General features: G+C 43.3%; 2 protein-coding genes and 1 rRNA gene. All 3 read left to right on the top strand.

Going from position 1 to position 4,053, the window contains the following annotated elements:
- Positions 1 to 91 precede the first annotated feature (91 nt).
- The gene (locus PHF79_03995; GenBank protein MDD5318942.1) at positions 92 to 670 is read left to right on the top strand and encodes a hypothetical protein; all 579 of its coding nucleotides are present in this window, start codon (positions 92 to 94) and stop codon (positions 668 to 670) included.
- A gap of 80 nt (positions 671 to 750) precedes the next feature.
- Positions 751 to 1,437 carry a hypothetical protein gene (locus PHF79_03990; protein ID MDD5318941.1) on the top strand — a complete coding sequence of 229 codons (687 nt, stop codon included), beginning with the start codon at positions 751 to 753 and terminating at the stop codon, positions 1,435 to 1,437.
- A gap of 1,058 nt (positions 1,438 to 2,495) precedes the next feature.
- Positions 2,496 to 4,053 (top strand): 23S ribosomal RNA (locus tag PHF79_03985); the annotation flags it as partial.

Below are 4,053 nucleotides of genomic sequence, written 5' to 3'. Positions count from 1 at the left end.
AGAGCAGAAAAGTCAGCAGACTTTTACGCGTGTCCCCGAAAGGGTATTTTTATTTTGTTGTTATTTTAGCTCTGTGATACAATCGTTAGATATGGAAATTTTAGAGAAACTTTTCGGTAGTACAGTCAAGGTAAAAATTATGCGTCTTTTTCTTTTTAGCCCTGATCAAGTTTTTGAAACTACTGAAATTGTGCGTAAATCAAAATCTACTCCCACCATCGTGCGACGCGAGCTCGGTGTTTTGGAAAAAATGCATATGATAAAAAGACGCTCTGCACGTGGTAGTCGCGGTAGTGCCTGGGCTCTCAATCCTACCTTTCCATATTTACATCAACTTCAAAATCTTTTGATAAATATTTCACCAGTCAATCATCTAGAAGTTGTCAAACGCCTTGGTCGCGCCGGTCGCGTCAAGGCACTTATTTTATCTGGAGTTTTTATCCAGTATTGGGAGAGCCGTATTGATATGATGATAGTAGGGGATAATTTAAAGAAAAGTACTATTGATAATATTGTAAAAAATCTTGAGTCTGAAATAGGTAAGGAGCTCAACTATACAGTGCTGGATACTGTTGATTTTAAATATCGCATCGGAGTGCAAGATCGACTTGTGCGAGATATGCTTGACTATCCACATGAGGTGGTACTAGACCGTTTGGGCGTGTTATAATTATAGGGTCGAAACAATAGCTACTTTGGTTATTTTTTCAGACTTCGGTTTTATTATTTATTCATTAATTTTAAAAAATCATGTTATTTCAACAATGGAGTGGTGCTCTTGGCGATAGTTTCCAAGGCCTATACCCAGCAGTAGTATTTTTTGCAGCCAATCTTATTGCTGCCATTATTATTTTCGTTGTAGGTTGGATTGTGGGAGCCTTTATCTCAAGTCTTATTCAGAAGGCTTTCAGAGCTTTGAAAGTTGACCACGCTCTACGACAGGCAGGTCTTGAGAGAGCTCTTCATCGCGGAGGTATCACTCTAGACTCAGGTGCTTTCGTCGGAGGTTTGGTCAAATGGTTTGTGATTGTTTTGTTCTTGATCTCATCACTTCAGGTGCTAGGTCTGACTCAGGTCACAGCATTCTTGAGTAACGTTGTAAGCAACTATATTCCACAAGTTATCGTATCAGTGCTCATCTTGCTAGTGGCTGTAGTGATTGCTGAAGCTGTTCAGAAAATTGTCCGCGCAAGTGCTGGAGCTGCTGGTATCACAGGAGCTAGTGCCCTTGGTACTATTGCTCGCTGGGCTATTTTGATCTTTGCTGTTTTGGCAGCTTTGATCCAGCTCGGTATTGCAGTGACTTTGATCCAGACACTATTCATGGGTGTCGTCATCGCTCTCTCTTTGGCTTTTGGTTTGGCATTTGGACTCGGAGGACAGCAGGCTGCTTCTGAGACTATTGCGAAAATCAAGGCGCAGATTTCAGACAGATAGTAAATAATATAAAGACCCTCGGCTCACCGCCCCACATCCTGAAGACTCAAGTCTCATTAGTATGTAGCGCGATGTTCGCCGAGGGTCTTTATATTATTTACCAACAACCTAAGTATTTGAGTCTTGATTTTCTGGGTGGGGGTGGTATGTTTGAGGGGCCAAGAAGCTTGACCATCATGGCACCTGCTCGACATGGCAAAAACAAAACAAAAAGGGGGACGCAGAACAAAATTTTAAAAAAAATCCGCTGACCAAGAACAGCTGATCGTCACATGCAGGTCTCGGGTTGCACTCCAAATTCTGGAGGGCAGACCCGAGGCCTGTTTTTTTGCTTAAATTTGGCAGTTTTTCTGTGGGCTTGACTTATTTGCATAGTATGCTAAGATGTTGATTATCGCCTGACAGGAACGGACTCGTGGAGTCCTCTGAGGGGAAGGATAAAGAACAAAGACAAACAAAAACCATGGTACAAAAAACACCAAACACGAAAAAAAATAGCCTGAAAAAAACTCGCATCCTCGGCACCGGCGCTATGCTGCGCTAAGCCGTCAGCGGCCACGGTATCTAAGGGCTCAAAAGACCCTGAACGATACGGCGAACGACCCGGACCAGTAACCTCACTCATGAGAACTGGCCCGGGTCTATTTTTTTATATAAAATTTACTTGTATTTTTTCCATAAATAAGCCCTAGAAATCTAGTTTTCAGCCGTATTTAAGTAGACCACATTCTTTTAGCGCTATTTGCTTGACTTTAAAACACCCTTCGTATAGAATGCTTCCACATACAGATATGCAAAAAAACAACTACTTAGTGAAGCGGACCTAGCGTTCTACATTGAGCGCTGTTTAGAAAACCGCTTCAAAAAGAAGCGGTTTTCTTTAGGAAAACTTCACAAAGTTTACTAAATCCTGCACGACAGACACTTTGACAATTGAAATCTGTCCCAGCAAATCTTAGTCATATTATCCTTGCCGGAAATATGACGAGGGTCTTTTCGAAAGCTGGAGACAGGGCAGGTAAAAAATTGTAAGAATAATTGTGGTTTTTAAATTTCCTAATAGGAAATTTAAGAGCATATGGTGGATGCCTTGACACAAAATGGCGATGAAGGACGTAGTATAGCTGCGATAAGCTACGGGGAGGTGCCGAACAACCTTTGATCCGTAGATCTCCGAATGGGGAAACCCTACAGACTTGATCTGTAATCTTGGTCTAAATCAAGATGCGCACCCAGGGAAGTAAAACATTTCAGTACCTGGTGGAAAAGAAAACAATGTCCGCAAGGACGATATTTCGTAAGTAGCGGCGAGCGAAAACGAAAGAGCCCAAACCAAGCTTTCCTATAGATAGAAATTGATCTATCTATAGGGTAGCTTGGGGTTGTAAGGTGACAAACGAATATTTATATTCAAAGAGTTAAAAAATGTTTTGTTAACGGAACGCGTTGGAAAGCGCGACCCAAGGAGGTAATAGTCCTGTACGTGAAAATAAAACATCTCTTATTGTCATTCTTGAGTACCTCGAGACACGAATGGCTCGGGGGAATCCAGCGGAACTAACCGCTAAGGCTAAATACATTTTGTGATCGATAGTGAACTAGTACCGTGAGGGAAAGGTGAAAAGCAGCCCGTTGAGGGCGGTGAAATAGACCTGAAACCATATGCTTACAAGGAGTCGGCGCGGGCATCACACTGAACGTGAATGCACCGCACAAAAAGTGCAGTAGAAATATTTATTTGGGGGTTGGGCGGGGTCTGGCCCAAATAAATATTGTCTACGGAACTTTTTGTGCGTTACATTCGTTTTTATTGTGATGTCCGTCACGGCGTGCCTATTGAAGAATGAGCCAACGAGTTGATGTGTGCTGCCCGGCTAAGTCCCTCTAAAGGATGGAGCCATAGGGAAACCGAGTGTTAATAGCGCGTTTGTAGTACACATCAGACCCGAAGCCAGCGCGAGCTTGCCATGTGCAGGATGAAGTGATTCGAAAGAATCATGGAGGTCCGAACCGGTATGTCGTTCAACGCATTCGGATGACATGTGGTAAGAAGTGAAAAGCTAATCGAGCCTGGTAATAGCTGGTTCTCTCCGAAATAGCTTTTGGGCTAGCGTCAAATGTTCCTCTCAGGGGTAGAGCACTGGAAGGACTCGACAGGGAGAAATCTCGCGAGTCCTATCAAACTCCGAATACTGAGAGTTAATAGTTTGGCAGTTAGACTGTGGGGGCTAAGCTCCACTAGTCAAAAGGGAAACAGCCCTTGATCTCTATTTAAGGTCCCTAAATCTATGCTAAGTGTACTTAAGATGGTGAAATTTCTCTGACAATGAGGAGGTTGGCTTAGAAGCAGCCATCCTTTAAAGATAGCGTAACAGCTCACTCATCCAGAGATTTTGCGTCGCAAATGAACGGGGCTAAGCATAGTACCGAAACTGAGGGCTTTCATTTTCTTCGGAAAATGGGAGCGGTAGGAGAGTGTTCGCATCTGCTATGAAGGTAAAGGGGTGACCCATACTGGAGCGTTGCGAAGTAAGAATGTTGGCACAAGTAACCACAATGCGGGTGAGATACCCGCACGTCGAAAGATCAAGGTTTCCTTCGCTATGATTGTCAGCG

Source organism: Candidatus Paceibacterota bacterium (assembly GCA_028714275.1).
GTDB lineage: Bacteria > Patescibacteriota > Minisyncoccia > Phycocordibacterales > CAINVO01 > CAINVO01.
The sequence above is the reverse complement of the archived record's forward strand: the minus strand, read 5'-3'. Positions and strand labels throughout refer to the sequence as shown.